13 protein-coding genes are annotated in these 14121 nt (G+C 57.9%); 10 read left to right on the top strand and 3 right to left on the bottom strand.

Annotated features, from left to right (window positions below; genetic code table 11):
• On the bottom strand, positions 1-153 hold a 153-nt coding region (locus EK23_RS24705), incomplete at its 3' end, for a transposase (protein WP_045226071.1).
• A 979-nt stretch (positions 154-1132) separates the two neighbouring features.
• On the opposite strand from EK23_RS24705, the gene EK23_RS13605 reads away from it, so the two are divergent.
• A complete protein-coding gene (locus EK23_RS13605) occupies positions 1133-3388 on the top strand; it encodes a cytochrome c peroxidase (protein WP_082054186.1) in 2256 nt (751 codons plus the stop codon).
• A gap of 116 nt (positions 3389-3504) precedes the next feature.
• Here EK23_RS13605 and EK23_RS24585 read toward each other — a convergent pair whose 3' ends face one another.
• The gene (locus EK23_RS24585; protein WP_235282062.1) at positions 3505-5424 is read right to left on the bottom strand and encodes a sigma-54-dependent Fis family transcriptional regulator; all 1920 of its coding nucleotides are present in this window, start codon (positions 5422-5424) and stop codon (positions 3505-3507) included.
• A 416-nt stretch (positions 5425-5840) separates the two neighbouring features.
• On the opposite strand from EK23_RS24585, the gene EK23_RS13615 reads away from it, so the two are divergent.
• From EK23_RS13615 to EK23_RS13640, 6 genes are all read left to right on the top strand, one after another.
• Positions 5841-6122 (top strand): BufA1 family periplasmic bufferin-type metallophore, encoded by a 282-nt coding sequence (locus EK23_RS13615; protein WP_045225941.1) that lies wholly within the window; start codon positions 5841-5843, stop codon positions 6120-6122.
• Positions 6123-6179: 57 nt separating this feature from the next.
• Entirely contained in the window at positions 6180-7004 is an 825-nt protein-coding gene (bufB, locus tag EK23_RS13620; protein WP_235282063.1) for an MNIO family bufferin maturase, read from the top strand.
• Positions 6988-7770, top strand: coding sequence for an HvfC/BufC N-terminal domain-containing protein (locus EK23_RS13625; RefSeq protein WP_045225943.1), 783 nt, complete (start codon positions 6988-6990; stop codon positions 7768-7770). Before bufB ends, EK23_RS13625 begins: the two co-directional genes overlap by 17 nt.
• A gap of 2 nt (positions 7771-7772) precedes the next feature.
• A complete protein-coding gene (locus EK23_RS13630) occupies positions 7773-8258 on the top strand; it encodes a DoxX family protein (protein ID WP_235282064.1) in 486 nt (161 codons plus the stop codon).
• A complete protein-coding gene (locus EK23_RS13635; protein WP_200892160.1) occupies positions 8259-8858 on the top strand; it encodes a cytochrome P460 family protein in 600 nt (199 codons plus the stop codon).
• Between the two features lie 149 nt (positions 8859-9007).
• Positions 9008-10114, top strand: a complete 1107-nt coding sequence (locus EK23_RS13640) for a DUF7482 domain-containing protein (protein WP_145998661.1) — start codon at positions 9008-9010, stop codon at positions 10112-10114.
• A 429-nt stretch (positions 10115-10543) separates the two neighbouring features.
• Here EK23_RS13640 and EK23_RS13645 read toward each other — a convergent pair whose 3' ends face one another.
• Complete coding sequence (locus EK23_RS13645) at positions 10544-11443, bottom strand: LysR family transcriptional regulator (protein ID WP_045225947.1); 900 nt, start codon at positions 11441-11443, stop codon at positions 10544-10546.
• A 134-nt stretch (positions 11444-11577) separates the two neighbouring features.
• Between EK23_RS13645 and EK23_RS13650 the strand changes: the two genes are divergently transcribed.
• The 3 genes from EK23_RS13650 to EK23_RS13660 all read left to right on the top strand — a co-directional run bounded on the left by EK23_RS13650 (position 11578) and on the right by EK23_RS13660 (position 14103).
• Complete coding sequence (locus EK23_RS13650) at positions 11578-12123, top strand: carboxymuconolactone decarboxylase family protein (protein WP_045225948.1); 546 nt, start codon at positions 11578-11580, stop codon at positions 12121-12123.
• 76 nt (positions 12124-12199) lie between these two features.
• The gene (locus EK23_RS13655) at positions 12200-13483 is read left to right on the top strand and encodes a pyridoxamine 5'-phosphate oxidase family protein (protein WP_045225949.1); all 1284 of its coding nucleotides are present in this window, start codon (positions 12200-12202) and stop codon (positions 13481-13483) included.
• Positions 13484-13497: 14 nt separating this feature from the next.
• Complete coding sequence (locus tag EK23_RS13660; RefSeq protein WP_045225950.1) at positions 13498-14103, top strand: glutathione S-transferase family protein; 606 nt, start codon at positions 13498-13500, stop codon at positions 14101-14103.
• The last annotated feature ends 18 nt before the right edge of the window (positions 14104-14121 follow it).

Genomic DNA, 14121 nt, shown 5'->3' on the forward strand with positions numbered 1-14121 from the left:
TTCGCGCAGCCAACGCCGCGCCAGGTTGGCGTTGATGCCGTGTGCCAGCGCGACCGCGGCAATTGAGGCACCGGGCTGTCGGCAGGCGTCCACCACCTGCCGCTTGAAATCAACGCTATGGAAGCGCCGGGTACGCTTGGGAGATGAGTCCATGAAAGTGTCCACTAAAAACTGAAGTGGACACTATCTTGCGCAATCCATCGGGCGCCTTACAGATGGGATTACCGGACGGATACGATACGCCGACTACTCCGCCGAATTAGAAAGCCGGTTGCGGCCTGCGCCGGAGGCCGCATCGCCGAGGATGCCGGGATTAAAGTTATAGTGGCCGATGCTGTATTTTTAGGAGCGGCAATTTGCGCTAAGGCAAGATGGATTTGTTGTGTCCGCTTTTTCGAAACACCAACCTATCATGTACACCTCCTGACTCACAGGAATTGGGCGGTTCCACAAATTTCTCGAACCTTTTCGATTTCCGGTCGTTCACGCGAATTGGAAGCCAATGTTGGTTGGCCGCAATGGACGAGAAAGAGACTGACGCGTCCCGTTCATGAATTTCAGCAGTTCGGCCAAAGAAGCCATTCGACCCCTCCGTGAAATTCACCTTGAGCGGCGGCTTTGCGGAACGACGGTGGATGCGTCTGATCGGCCAAGTCCGGCCGTCTGACTGTTCGATGAAAGTGTCAACGTCTGCTCCACTCCGATACGAGGCATGTCTCCTTTAGTATGGATCTCCACAGTATATTGAGGGCAGCCGCCAGATTTTGTGGTTTCAAGCTTAGAATAGTTTCAAACTGCGGCCGATTTTCTCCATGTCTTCACAGAACAGAAGCTGACTCGACGCGTAAATTCAATTAGCTAGCTTTCTAACCTTCATCATAAAGACTCTGGCACGAATTGCGCGTAGTTAGCGACGCAGTTCATCGCCGCGTGGCGCCGTCTTAATCGCATCCTGATCCTGATTCCTGGAACAAGTTTAACTAGTCGGCTTTACACGGAATGTGATGGTTGATCATCAAGCTTGCTTTTCCTAAGAACTGGTTGTCGGTGACAGTGATGCAGAAGACGTGATTCTAAGGTTCCCACGGGAAGCCCGAGGACTGCATTTCACATCAGTCCTGGAGGTATACAAATGCTCGCTCAACCCCACACTCATTTACCCAGTTCCCGCGGCGTCAGCTGCCATTCTAGAACGCGTTGGTATTCTTACCTTGCCGCTCTGGGTCTTGCGCTATTCGAAGGAAATGTGGCCGCCGATGTGGAACAGCATAACTCCGCATCGGCTCTGCGTCATTTCATCGATCATCAGGTCGGCGGCATCAAAAAGCTGCAGGTGCCGGAGACGTTTGACGCTATCCCGGTACCGCCAAGCCCTGCGGCGCAGCCAGGCCGTTACGAAACGACGGAAGCCAAGCGCTATCTCGGCAAAATGCTGTTTCACGATCCCGTCCGGACCGCGCGGGTCAATATCAATGAAGGCCAACCGTTGAACCTGCCCTCCGGAACCGTGTTTGGCGGGACCTTAAATGCAGCTGATGAAAACATTCAAGCGATTGTCGACGCCACGAAACAAACCGGCTCCTGTGGGAGCTGTCATATTGGAGAGGCGGCGGGCAAGGCCGGCCAGTTGCTCAATTTCAACACCGGTGGCGAGGGCCGAGGTTACACTGATCAGGACGGAAACTTCATTCCCCGCCGCCGGCCCCAAGCCATTCTCACCAAAGTACGGGGCGAACCGATTTTTCCCGGTGACTTGATGGTCGATTCGTTGCCGACACTGACCGATATCTTCATCGATGCACTCGGTCAGCGTTTAGTGACCACGCCAGCCTTGTTCTATCACGAACCGCCGCCCACCGCGTTGCTGGCTACAGGCCGGCTCGATCAAATCGACAGTGTGGGTCGCCTGTCCCCGTCCATGGTTGGGTTTGCGTTCAACAACCGACTGCTCTTCGGCGGTTTTGCCGGTGAACCGCAAGTGACCCCGGGCTCACTCAACCCATTCAATGATCCGGCCCATGAGAATTTGACCCTCCTGCTCCTCGATGCCCACCGGATGATTGGCTTCCAGTCGGCGGAACTGTCCAAGTTCGGCGCATACCGGAAATTGTTCCGCGATGCCTTTCCCGAGGAAGCGGTTCAAGCACCAGGCTGCGTTCCCGAATCGCCACCTGCACCGACCGCTTGTGACAGTCTCATCAACGACCCAACCGTGTTCCGTGCAACCGCGACTTTTCTGCGCACGGTTGTCACCCGAAATACGCCATTCGACCGGTTCCTGGCTGGAGATAACCAGGCTTTGACGCCAGCACAAAGGCGTGGTGCCCGCTTATTTTTTACCCCTGCGACAGGCACCGCCGGCGGAGCGGGCTGCTTCGAATGCCACAGCGGACCGACGCTTAACAAGCAACCGGACGATCCGGATGTGGCTGGTGTCGGAGCCTTGGTCGAGGAGAATTTCTTCAATATCGGTATTGGCGACCACCCGGTTCAGGCGCTGAACGCCGCAGCTCGGGATCGCCTCGACCCAAACCGACTGGGATCTGACGGTTTCCCGTATCACGCTGAGGACACCGGGCGCCAGGAGGTCACCCACAATGCTGACGATGCGTTCAAGTTTCGCAGTTTGACCCTGCGGCAGTTGAAGGATGGACGGCAGTATTTTCATAACGGATCGTTCACTAAGATCCGTGACGTCGTGGACTACTTTAATGCCGGCATTCCACAGGACCCGACTGCTGGTGCGGCGCCCACGCTCACGGAGCGGTTTACTCATCCTCGTGGAGCGGGTTACCCCAGAGGCTTAGGGCTTTCGCAAAAGCAGATGGACGATTTGACCGAGTTCTTGGAGAACGCGCTCTACGACCCTACGCTCGTAAAGTACGATCCGAAGTCGACGACCGATACGTTGCAGCCCAACGAACGCGATCTCACCTATTCCAAATACCGTCCAGACCTGGCCATACTCGGTGCAAAAGACGGTTTGATGCCCAGCGGGCTCGCAATCGACGACAACGATCCATTGGCTCGTCGCGATCAGGGATTAGAGTTTCTGGATGTCACCGATCAAGCCTTCATCGAGATGATGGCACCAAACCGGCAGAGCTCATTGGGACGCCGCGGCAAGGTTTTTAGAATCACCAACCGAGGCGAAACGGCAATCGACACTCATCTCCTAGTCGTCGTCAAGCAATTGCCGAAAACCGTCCGCCTGCGGAATGCCAGTGGCATGAGCCGCGACGGTGATCCCTACCTTCGGGTATTTCTGCCGAATGGCGAACTCTTGCCAGGGCAAAGTTTGCGAGTGGCGCTCCGATTCGAAAGTCGCGGTAGAAGTCTACCCACGGCATATTCCCTGACGCTGCTTTCAGGACAAGGAAATCCGTAAGCGTCTCGTTTTCGGAGAGGCGGGATTGTAAATCAACCGGCACGCCGCCAAAGCATATAACTGGCGGCGTGTCCTCGGCCAAATTCCGGCTGGGCTTTTCCCACTGACTCGACGTCCTATCCCTCGCCGCTTGACGCAGTCCGATGGCCTGACAATATCCCCAGCTTTTTCATTCGAAACCTCAAGGTACTGGGGTTAAGCCCAAGGATTTTGGCTGCGCCCTGCGGACCCTCGATTACGCCGCGTGTCCGGGTCAAGACGGTTTCGATATGTTCCCGCTCCACCGCCTCCAGGCGATGCATTGAGGAGCTTTTGGAAATCCGCTCCGACTCCGATGAATCATGTGAGCCCGGCAACATGTCCGGGTCGATTTCCAACTCCGGACCATCGGCCAGAATAACCGCCCGCTCGATGACATTTTCAAGTTCGCGGATGTTTCCAGGCCAACGATAGGCCTGCATACGCGCCAGGGATGCATCGCTCACCGAAGTTATCTTGCGGCCGATCCGTGACGCGAACTTGGCAACCATATGGGTTGTCAGTGCCGGAATATCTTCCAGTCGCTCACGGAGCGGCGGAGTCCGGACCGGGAAGACGTTAAGCCGATAGTAGAGATCGTCCCGGAAGGCTTTGCCGGCGACAGCCTCCAGCAGGTTGCGATTGGTCGCCGCAATTACACGCACGTCGACCTTGATCGGCCGGGTGCCTCCGATACGCTCGAACTCCCGTTCCTGCAGGACTCTTAGCAACTTGACCTGTACATCCAAGGGAATCTCGCCGATTTCGTCGAGAAAAATCGTACCGCCGTCGGCCAGCTCGAACCGTCCAATGCGCTTGGCAATGGCGCCAGTGAAGGCGCCTTTCTCATGTCCGAACAGCTCACTTTCCACTAGATTCGCGGGGAGCGCGGCGCAGTTGACCTTGATCAGAGGTCGATCCGCACGGCGACTACCCGAATGGACAGCACGGGCGACGAGTTCCTTGCCGGTACCCGACTCTCCCTGGATCAACACGGTGGCGTCGGTCTCTGCAACTCGGCTGAGATGGCTGAGCAGCATCCGCAAAGCCACACTTTGGCCAACGATTTCGTCGAAGTTATGGTCCGCTCTGATTTCTTCCAAAAGGTACGCATTCTGCGCTTTGAGCCGCGCCTGCTCTTGCTCCATCAATACCCGTTCGGTGATATCGATGAACATGGTCCGGGTAAACTGTCCGCCGGGATCGGGCCGCGACCACCACTGGATCCAGATCGGCTGGCCGTTGTCTTTTCGACGGAGTTCCAAAACCACGCCGCCCGTGTCGGTTCCCTTGCCGATCGATTCGAAAGCTTCCTTAACGCGCCGCTGCGCATCAGGCGTGTCGGGTATGAAGGACATGCCGACAGTCCCGGTCACCTGCTCGGGGGTTATGCCTAGAATCCGCATGGCGGTGCGGTTCGCTCGGATGAATCGCGATTCCAGATCCTCGTGAACGTAAGCGATGGGGGCCTCGTCGAAAAGGTCGCGGAAGCGTTCCTCGCTCTGGCGCAATTGCTCGAGCATGCGGATGCGCCCCAGTTCCGCGGCGGCGCGGGCCGCAAATATCTCGAAGGTATACAAGAGCCTCGGCTCCGGCGGCATGGCTCGGCGGTCGAACAGCGCCAGGTGCCCGAGGATGCAGCCGCCGCTGTCGCGAAGCGGCACACCGAGATAGCTTTCCACCCCGACTTCCTTGGGAAACAGCTTCTCCACCTCCGCAGGGTAGTGACACAGCGTTCCACTCAGCACTTCCTCGCAAGGCGTGCCAGCCAGATCCCATTCCTGGTTGGCAACGCATTCGCCGTCCACCCAAAACGCCAAGGTCCTAACGCGGGTTTTAGAATCTGCGAACTCGGCGATAAAGGCATTCTTCGCGCCAGTGGCAATGCTCAGATTCCGGACCAGCGCGCGAAAAAAATCGTCGCCGGTGGTCTGCGCGGTCCCTTCAACGATGGCACGCAATACCGCAAGTTCGTCGGCGCCTACGGCGGGCTTGGTTGACCCGACTTTTGCGCCCATAGAGTTTGAATCGTCAACCATTTTTAGCCTGCTGGAGTCACTTTCATCCGCTCGTGCGCCTGGCCCCGGGGCGCCAAACCACCTTGCTTTCAGCCCTACGTGAACCTCGAACCTTGTGGCCGGCGCTTCTCAAATTATCGAGATATTGCAGGTTTGCCGGATCGAGAAAGGTCTTCCGCGGCATCCTGCCCATCAGCTCCCCGTCAATCATGCCCGCAACTATCCGTGGCGCGCCACAACTATTGGTGGGTGGCGGAATCCATAAGGTTCGTTGATTTTACGCGCATACGATTCATCTTGTTGAATTCAATTGAGAAAGCTTGATTGTGGCGACCTGGCATGGAGATTGATTCCCATGTGATCGACGCGGCGTTCATTCGCGCGGCAACCATTCATCAACTAACGGGAGACACTCCATGAAAGACACAAATACCATCGTCATCACCGCTTTGGCTTCGATTATTAGTTTGGGAGCACTCGGGACACAGTCGAGCGCATTGGCCGGTGAAAAGAAGAATGTCGAAAAGTGCTACGGCATTGCTAAAACCGGGCAAAACGATTGCAAGACCCTATCGAATGCCTGTGCGGGACATTCGCTTCAGGACGGTCAGAAAGACGCCTTCATTGCCTTACCCAAGGGAACCTGCGAACGAATTGTTGGCGCCAGCCTCGAAGCCGCGGCGGCTGCCCCGAAATAAGGCCTGACTATGGCGCGTCTTCTTTCACAAACAGACGCCTTAGCGACGATTCCGGCCTTGGCCGGAATCGGGCTGCGGCCGCCGCACTACCAGGGGCTGGTCGATTCCCGTCCTCAGATTGGCTGGCTGGAGGTACACAGCGAAAACTACTTCGGCCGGGGCGGAGCGCCGCTTTTCTACCTGGAAAAGCTGCGAGGCGATTATCCGGTCAGCTTGCACGGGGTAGGGCTCTCCCTTGGATCGACTGATCCGCTGGACCGGGTCCATCTGCAGCGACTCAAGTATTTGGCGGCGCGCATTGAGCCGATTCTGGTCTCCGAGCACCTTTCCTGGAGTTCAATGGAAGGAGCTTATCTCAATGATCTGATCCCGCTGCCTTACACGGAAGAGGCCTTGGATCATCTCGTCAGCCGCATCCGACAGACCCAGGATTTTCTGGGCCGGCGGATCCTGATCGAGAACCCCTCCAGCTACCTGGAGTTCACGCACTCCACTCTTTCGGAACCTGACTTCCTGGTGGAGACGTCGTACCGCGCCGATTGCGGAATTCTATTGGACGTCAACAATGTTTATGTCTCGTGTCGCAACCACGGTTGGGATACCGCGGAATACCTCAATTGCATCCCGGCCGAACGTGTGGAGGAAATTCACTTGGCCGGGCATTGCCTCAATCGGTTCGAGGGCGGGGAAATCCTGATCGACACCCATGACCGCCCAGTCTGTGAGGCAGTTTGGCACCTGTATGAACAGGCCCTGGATCGGTTTGGGCCCTGTCCGACGCTGGTGGAATGGGATACGAATCTGCCGAGACTAGACACATTGGTTGGCGAGGCGAGAAGGGCCAACCTTCTAATGGAGGCCCATTGTGCCCAAGCTGCATGACTTACAGCGAGATTTCGCCCGTAGCGTTCTGCGTGGGGAGAATTTCCCTAGCGAGTGGCTTCGAGCCAATGGTATTCCATCGGCCAAAAGATTGGCCATCTACCGCAACAATTCGATTCTTGGTCTGACCGAGGCTTTGCGCGATGGCTTCCCGGTGGTGAACCGTCTGGTCGGTGAAGCGTTTTTCGATGCGATGGCGCGGCGGTATGTCTGTCTCAATCCACCCCGCTCACCCCGTTTGTTTGAGTATGGAACTGGATTTCCTGCCTTCCTTGCGAATTACCATCCAGCCAGGAGCCTGCCTTACTTGGCGGATGTAGCCAAGCTCGAATGGCTTCGGCAGGAGGCCTTTCAAGAGGGTCACGAGGAAGGACTGAAAATTTCAGCCCTCGATGCCGTTCCGCCGCAATCCCAGGGCGGAGTTCGGTTGGAGATGCAGCCTTCCGCACGCTTGATGGTTTCGGATTATCCGGTGCTTCGCATCTGGGAGTTCAATCAGTCGGGCTTTACCGGGGACGACCGCGTCAACCTGCGCGAGGGCGGATGCCGGCTGCTCATCGTGCGGCCCAAATTGGAAGTCGAAATCCATTCACTGGATGCCGGCGATTACGCCCTTCTGACTGCGCTTGCCAAGGGAGCCACGCTCATCGAAGCGGCCGACCTGGCCATCACTTCAGACGACTATTTCAATCTTTTTACCTCCCTCCTGGGCTGGCTTCAGCGCGGCCTGTTCACACATTTATCTCATTCGATTCAGGGAGATTGACCATGAGCGTACAGATGACCAGCTCGTTAGGCCTTTCAAAGACCACTTTGAATAATTATTTGAACCTGATTTCCCGGCGTCTCGATCAGTTATCACCGGTAGGTGACTTGATATTAAGGCTCTGGGTTGCCTATGCCTTCTGGACTGCCGGCCTGACCAAGATCCAATCCTGGGACAGCACGCTTTATCTGTTCGATCAGGAGTATTCGGTGCCCTTCTTGCCGTCTGAAATAGCGGCCTATCTAGGTACCAGTGTCGAGCTGGCTTTTCCGGTCCTTTTGGCCTTCGGCCTGTTTGGCCGGTGGGCGGCCGGCGTGCTGTTCCTGTTCAACATCATCGCCGTGGTGTCCTATCCGGACCTGGGTGTGGCGGGACTGGAGCAGCATGAGATCTGGGGCATCATGTTGCTGGTTTGTTTGCTTCATGGGCCTGGCATGCTTTCCTTGGATCGCTTGATCCATCGAAACGGTTTGGCCACGGGGCGCTGAATGTCCCATCACGCGCGCTGTCACGGAATCGCTCTTATGAATGCAACAACATGCTTTCCCATGGTTTTGCTTCTCGGCTGCTTTGGCGCATCAAACCTGTCAGCATCCGAGCTCGCTGCGGAAACGTATCGTACCTATGTAAGTTCCACGGGCGAGATTCTGCTGCCCCAAGGCTTTCGCGAAGACTGGAGCCATTTAGGCTCCTGGTTGGTCGATGATCCCAAGGCGCCGGGTTTCGGCTTTCATGACGTCTATACCCAACCCGAAGCGGTCAAGGCATTTAAGAATACCGGGCGGTTTCCCGACGGGACGATATTGATCAAGGAGATTCGCAAGATCGGTTCCGCCAACTTGACCACCGGGTCCGTTCAGTGGGCTGCCGACAATTCCGTCTGGTTCATGATGGTCAAGGACACACAGCAGCGCTTCAAAGGTAGCTCCCACTGGGGGGAAGGGTGGGGCTGGGCCCTGTTCGAAGCGAGCCATCCCAATATCAACGTCTCTAAGGGCTACGCCGACAGTTGCCTTGGTTGCCACACTTCGTCCCGAGAAAACGACTGGGTCTTTCTCCAGGGTTATCCAACTCTGAGAAAGCCTTGACAGACATCGGGCTTCCCGAAATCGCAGCAGCCTACTGAATTCGCATCGCAGCCGGATTTCCCGGTGGTACACGGGGGAGCCTGGTGCATTGCACTGACTCTTATGCTTTGCGAGGAGTTTCTGAGCTTTTCGTAGGCGTTCCAGTAACCATGCTGTCGATTCTGCAAGCAGAAATTGGCAGGACACTCGCAGTCTCCCACCGTGAGACGCTCACTATGCAGATCCATCAGGAGAACACCATGACCAAGCCATCTCAGATCAACAAGCAAACTGTTCTAGCCCTCGGCGCTTTACTCTCAATGACAGCGCTCGCAGATTCCTCAATCGAAACCAGGCGCCTCTTTGTGGAAAGCGCGGTAGAAAATTCTGCTGAACACACGGTCAGCTTGCCGCTGCATCGCGGCACCAGCGACGGAAAGTCCGTCTGGTACGTCATATTGGATGCATCGAGCGACACCGCCGCGCGCCAATACAGGGTCAATCGCTCCGACAAACTGCTAAATGCGAAAGGAACGGTAGCCGTGCAGAAGGTGACCGTTACCGATGGCGTCATCCAGTTTCCTGCCACGGTGGACTTCAGCCCGGAGCGCATCGCCGTCCCCGGACCAGCGGGCTTTCCGCCTGCAGCGGTCCAGCCCGGCGCCACCGGAAATCCGGGATATAGTCCGCTCATCGAACTGCCGGACGGCACACTACTGAATGCGCCCCACATCGCCAATGAATCGGGCCAGGCAGACAAGGTCGTCAGCGTCGATACCTCCGTCGGTAGGGTCGTCTATAAGGAAACCGAAGGCTACGCCAACGGCAAGGAAGTCTATTATGTTTCCACGGATGCCTCGGACTTCACCGCCGCAGCCCTGGAAGGCGTAACCTTCGCGCCCCAGTTGAACGCAGCGCCTTTCGCAGGCGGCGATGGCAGTAATTCCGCCCGTGCGACCTTGGTGGGATTCGTCAACGGCCAGACCGGAGCCGATAACCCGCAACGGCAGGGATTCAGTTCTGCCTTGCTGGACGGGCTAGCCCCCCTGAATGTATTGCGTTGGACACCTGATCAGGGACGTTACAGCCCGCTATGGGACGTTAATCTCGCCGAATGGACGGCTGCTGCAGTCGCCAAAGGAAAAAATCTGCTGCAAACGGACGTCGGAAGTGCATTTGATCTGGCGAAGAGCCATCTGATCACCGCGCCAGGCGGCGGTGCATTCAAAGCATCGGGCTTTATCGTCAACTGCCCCATTATTAGTCAGGCTGATTAGAGCGGCCAACGCGTCAATCGGGCCGATGGAACTCGTTCCATCGGCTATCGTGTTTCCGCCATGTCTGAGGCAAAGCGGCAAGCATCTCATTCCATAGATGTAGACGTCGCCAACACGATTTCTAAAACCGAGAAACCGACTCCCCACGGAGCGATTGGCGTCATTGGCTATTCTTCCTCCGGCCTCACCGGAATCTGCAAGGCTTTGATGCGCGAAGCCAGCGTCGTTACCTTGACTCCAAGAAGTTCGGCCGCTCCCCCAGCACCGTTAATTCGGTAGTTGATCATAAAGGATGATGGCTCTCTCGCTTCTCCGTGGCTACCTAAATAAACGTGTGGTCCTCCGCTGAGATTGGGGCTGCCCAGATTCCGCGATCATCCCCGCTCTTTCCGGGCGCCAAGTCCAAATAATTCAACGTGCCGTGCAAAGTCAATTGAGCGACAGCTCCGCCCGCAAGCGCTCTGCCATCAAGTCGACGAAGGAGCGGATCTTCGCGGACGAATGGCGGCCTTCGCGATGCACGATGTGGACCGGGACCGATGCAACCTCGAACTTGCTAAGCAGGATCTTGAGTTGTCCGTTCTTCAGATAACCGGCAATCTGATAATTCAGCAAGCGGGTAATGCCCAGGCCAGCCAACGCGGCGCTGGCCGCGGAGTCGTTGTCGCTGACGCTCAGGATCGGCTGCAGCTTGATCGTCTGCGCAGTCCCATCGCGCTGAAAGCGGATTTCATTGGCGGGATTCAGCCCGCGTGCCAGGATGATGCGATGCCGGGTCAAATCCTCGGGAGATTGCGGAATGCCATGGGTCTCAAGGTACTCCGGTGATGCGCACAGGACCCGCCTGACCGTGCCGACGCGCAGCGCCCGGTAGGAGGAATCCGGCAGTTCGGCGATGCGGATCGCCACGTCCAGACCTTCCTCCAGCATATTGACCACCCGATCCACGAACAGCGCGTTGACTTCCACTTCCGGGTATCGCCGCAAATACTCAACGATGCCGGGCATCACGAACAAACGGCCGAACAGCACCGAGGCGGTCACCGCCAATTGGCCGCGCGGTTCCACGTTGATCCCCAGCACCGCATCATCGGCCTCATCGGCCAGCGCGATGACGCGCTTGGCATCCTCGTAGTATTTCTGGCCGGCCTCGGTCATTCGCACATAGCGGGTGGTGCGATTCAGCAGTTTCACACCCAGGCGCTCCTCCAAGGCCGCCACCGCGCGCGTCACTGCCGGCGGCGACATCTGCAGCTTGCGGGCGCCCCCGGCGAAACCCTCCGCTTCCACCACCGCCACGTATACGCTCATGAGATGCAGACGATCCATGAAGTATTCCACTTTTCGGAAGTATGAATTGATATTTTTGGTGATTCTTTATTGCGATGCAACAAGGCACACTGCACCCGCCTGTTGAGTTTCACCAGGCCATTGACTCACCCTGCCCTTACAGGAGAACTGCCATGAGCCGTATCAACACTGTCAGCAACGAAACCGCCACGATCGAGCAACGCGCCCTGTTCGAGGCCATCCAGAGCCAATTGGGCATGTTGCCCAATTTTCTGCGGGTGTTCGCCAACTCGCCGGATGCCTTGAGAGCCTTCCTGGGCCTGCATCACATCGCCTTCCACGGTTCACTGGACCCCGCCACACGGGAGCGCATCGCGCTTGCGCTGGCCCAGCAGAACAGCTGCGAGTACTGCCTGTCGGCGCACACCGCCATTGGCAGCAAGGCCGGTTTGAACGGCGCGGAGATCGAAGCCAACCGCGCCGGTTCCAGCCAGGATGCCAAGGCGGCGGTGGCGGTCCGTTTCGCCCGCGCCCTGGCCGAGCACAAGGGCGAAGTGACCAACGGGGAGTTGCAGGGGATGCGCGACGCCGGGTTTAGCGAGGCGGATATCGTCGAGGTTATCACCCACGTGGGCATGAATGTGCTGACCAATATCCTGGGCAAGGCCAGCCGGGTGGAGATCGATTTCCCGAAAGTGGCTCTGAGGCAAGCCGCCTAGTTGTGTGGCCCGAGCCATGGGGAGGGACGCCCTGACGCTCTTTCTCTTTCATGCCTTATCGAAGAGGAGCACAACCATGGCACGCGCTTTTGCCAAGATCAGTTTTACGCCGGACGTACAGGTGGTGCAGAGCGAAATGGGCAGCCGCACGTCTTACCAGGGAGCCGAGTTCGGCGCGCTTGAGACGGTCGTTCTGGGCGAGGCCGAGCAAGCCTTCATCGCCGAGCGCGACAGCTTTTACCAGGCCACGGTGAGCCAGACCGGTTGGCCCTATGTGCAGCATCGCGGTGGACCCGCGGGTTTCTTGCGGGTGCTGGATGAGCGCACCATTGGCTATGCGGATTTCAGCGGCAACCGCCAATATATCTCGGTCGGCAATCTGCGCGGTGACGACCGGGTGAGCCTGATCTTGATGGATTATCCGCGCCGGCTGCGCCTGAAGATCTGGGGCCGGGCGCGTGCGGTGGACGAACGTACCGAGCCGGAGCTGCTCAGGAAAATGGAATTGCCGGACTCCCGCGCCCCGGTCGAGCGCGGCATCCTGATCCGGGTCGAGGCCTTCGACTGGAATTGCCCCAAATACATCACGCCGCGCTACAGTCAGCAGGAAGTTGCTGCGCTGATCGAACAAGTCCGCCGCCAACCCGAAGCGATGGAGAAATCCGTCCCGCGCGCCTTGGGCGCTGGCGCGATACCGCTGACTATCACCGGCATTCGCCAAGTGACGCCGAGCATCCGTGCCTATGAACTAAGCCATGCCGAAGGCGGCAGTCTGCCTGAATATCAAGCCGGCGCGCATCTGCGCGTGCCGGTCGAACTGCCCGATGGCAGCGTGACCTCGCGCGCCTATTCGCTGACCGACGCGCCGGATGATTCGGAGGTTTATCGCATCGCCGTGCTGCGGATGGATGACGGTGAAGGAGGCTCCCGGGCATTGCACCAGGGCTGGCAGTTGGGCACCCGTCTCCAGGTCGACCCGCCCGAAAACTATTTCCCATTGCATGAGGACGACTGTCCGACCGTTCTGATTGCCGGCGGCATCGGCATCACGCCGATCAAGGCCATGGCGGAATCCCTGGCCGCGTGGGGCGCGGACTTCCAACTGCACTACACTGGCCGAACGCTGCAGGACATGGCCTTCGCCCGGGAGTTGCAGCGACGGTTCCCCGAGCAATGCCGGCTCTACTTCAGCCAGGCGTCCGACTCGTCCCGGCTGGACGTGGCCGGCGTGCTGGCCAATGTCTCCGCCGATGCTCTCATCTATGTCTGCGGGCCCACCCGTTTGATTGATGCCGTGCGCCAAACCGCCCGAAACCTCGGAATTCGCGCCGAACGGGTGCAATTTGAACGTTTCATATAAATCAGGAGAACCCCATGATCACCCTTTACGACATGTCGCTGTCAGGCAATTGCCACAAGGTCCGGATGCTGCTGAATTTTCTGTCCCTGCCCTATCAACTCAGGCCCGTCGATCTCGCGGGTGGTGAGCAGCGCAGCGCGGAATATCTCCACCTCAATCCCTTTAGCCAGGTGCCGGTGCTGGATGATGACGGTCGGATCATCCGTGACAGTCAGGCCATTCTGGTATACCTGGCGAAACGCTATGGCGGCGTAGCCTGGTGGCCCGACGATGCCTACCAACTGGCGCAAATCGCTGCCTGGCTGTCAACCGCCGCCAACGAAATCTTCCACGGCCCGGCCCTGCTGCGCGTGCACCACAAGTTCGGAAGGGCAATCGATGTGGACAAGGCCCGACAGACCGCCGACAAGGTGCTGCGCATCATCGAAAGCCAGCTGGAAAGCCGCGATTGGCTGTTAGGCGAGCGCATTTCCATCGCCGATCTCGCCATCTATCCTTACCTGGCTTTGGCGCCGGAAGGTGGCATCGAGATTGACTCTTACCCCAATATCGTGGGCTGGTTTCAGAGACTCCGTGCCATGCCCAGTTACGTCGGCATGTCGGGCATGTGGCAGGCCTGAGTCTGCTCATCCCATCAC

The organism is Methyloterricola oryzae (assembly GCF_000934725.1).
GTDB lineage: Bacteria > Pseudomonadota > Gammaproteobacteria > Methylococcales > Methylococcaceae > Methyloterricola > Methyloterricola oryzae.